A 1,432-nucleotide genomic window follows, 5' to 3' on the forward strand; every position below is an offset into this window, starting at 1 on the left:
TTCGAAACTTTTTTCAGGAGCATCAACCAAATTTGGAGCAGAGCCGAACAATCATGTATCACTTATTGATGCGGCTATGCCAGGGATGTTACCTGTTCTTAATCAAGAATGTGTTCGTCAAGCAGTTCGAACAGGTTTGGGATTAAAAGCGCGTATTAATTTGAAATCTGTTTTTGACCGTAAAAATTATTTTTATCCAGATTTACCGCAGGGGTACCAGATTTCTCAGTTTCGCTATCCCATTGTAGGAGAGGGGAAAGTTATCATATCTGTTGGTCCAGATTCGAATGGCCAATTTGAAGATATTGAAGTAGGAATTGAAAGATTACATCTTGAACAGGACGCTGGAAAATCGATGCATGATCAACATCCAACGATGTCTTTCGTAGATCTGAATCGCTCTGGTGTTGCTCTTATGGAAATTGTTTCCAAACCTGATATGCGCTCATCAGATGAAGCCAAAGCGTACATGACAAAATTGCGTACGATTGTTCGTTATTTAGGAACCTGCGATGGTAATATGGATGAAGGTTCTATGCGTGCAGATGTCAATGTATCCGTTCGTCGTCCTGGTGAAGATTTTGGAACGCGTTGCGAAATCAAGAATGTTAATTCTATTCGTTTTATTGGTCAAGCGATTGAGTATGAAGCACGTCGTCAGATCGCAATTTTAGAAGATGGCGGCATCGTAGAGCAAGAAACTCGGCTTTTTGATGCCGCTAAAGGTGAAACACGTTCTATGCGTTCAAAGGAAGAAGCGCATGATTATCGTTATTTTCCTGATCCTGATCTTTTACCATTAGAATTTGATCAAGCATTTGTGGATGCTTTGGCGGCGGATTTACCAGAATTGCCTGATGCTATAAAAGCACGTTTTGTTAACGAAATGGGATTGACAGTGTATGATGCTTCCGTTCTTGTGACAGAAAAAGCTATTGCTGATTATTTTGAAGAAGTCGCTTGTGGGCGTGATGGAAAAATAGTTGCCAATTGGGTGATTAATGATCTTTTAGGGGCTTTAAATAAAGATAATCGTGAAATTGAAGAGTCGCCAGTGTCTCCAAATCAGTTGGGAAGCATTATTGATCTTATAAAAGAAGGCATCATTTCTGGAAAAATTGCCAAAAATCTTTTTGAGATTATTTGGAATGAGGGGGGAGATCCACGCCAAATTGTAGAAGAGCGCAGTATGAAACAGGTAACAGATACAAAGGCTATTGAAAGAGCCGTTGATGAGATTGTTGCCAATAATTCTGATAAAGTTGCGCAAGCAAAGCAAAAACCTGCTTTAGCAGGTTGGTTTGTTGGAGAGGTCATGAAAGCAACGGGTGGTAAGGCAAATCCTCAAACTGTTAATGAATTAGTTAAGATGAAACTTGGCATAGATTAAATTTTATGGGGTAGAGAATAATCCATAAATATGATATCTTCT

Annotated in this window: 1 protein-coding gene; it reads left to right on the forward strand. The window is 39.3% G+C overall.

The features are described from left to right. The coding region (gene gatB / locus BN338_RS05930; RefSeq protein ID WP_039759980.1) for an Asp-tRNA(Asn)/Glu-tRNA(Gln) amidotransferase subunit GatB at positions 1 to 1,390 on the forward strand (1,390 nt) is incomplete at its 5' end. Positions 1,391 to 1,432 lie beyond the last annotated feature (42 nt).

Source organism: Bartonella queenslandensis AUST/NH15 (assembly GCF_000312585.1).
In the GTDB taxonomy this organism is placed as follows: Bacteria; Pseudomonadota; Alphaproteobacteria; order Rhizobiales; family Rhizobiaceae; genus Bartonella; species Bartonella queenslandensis_A.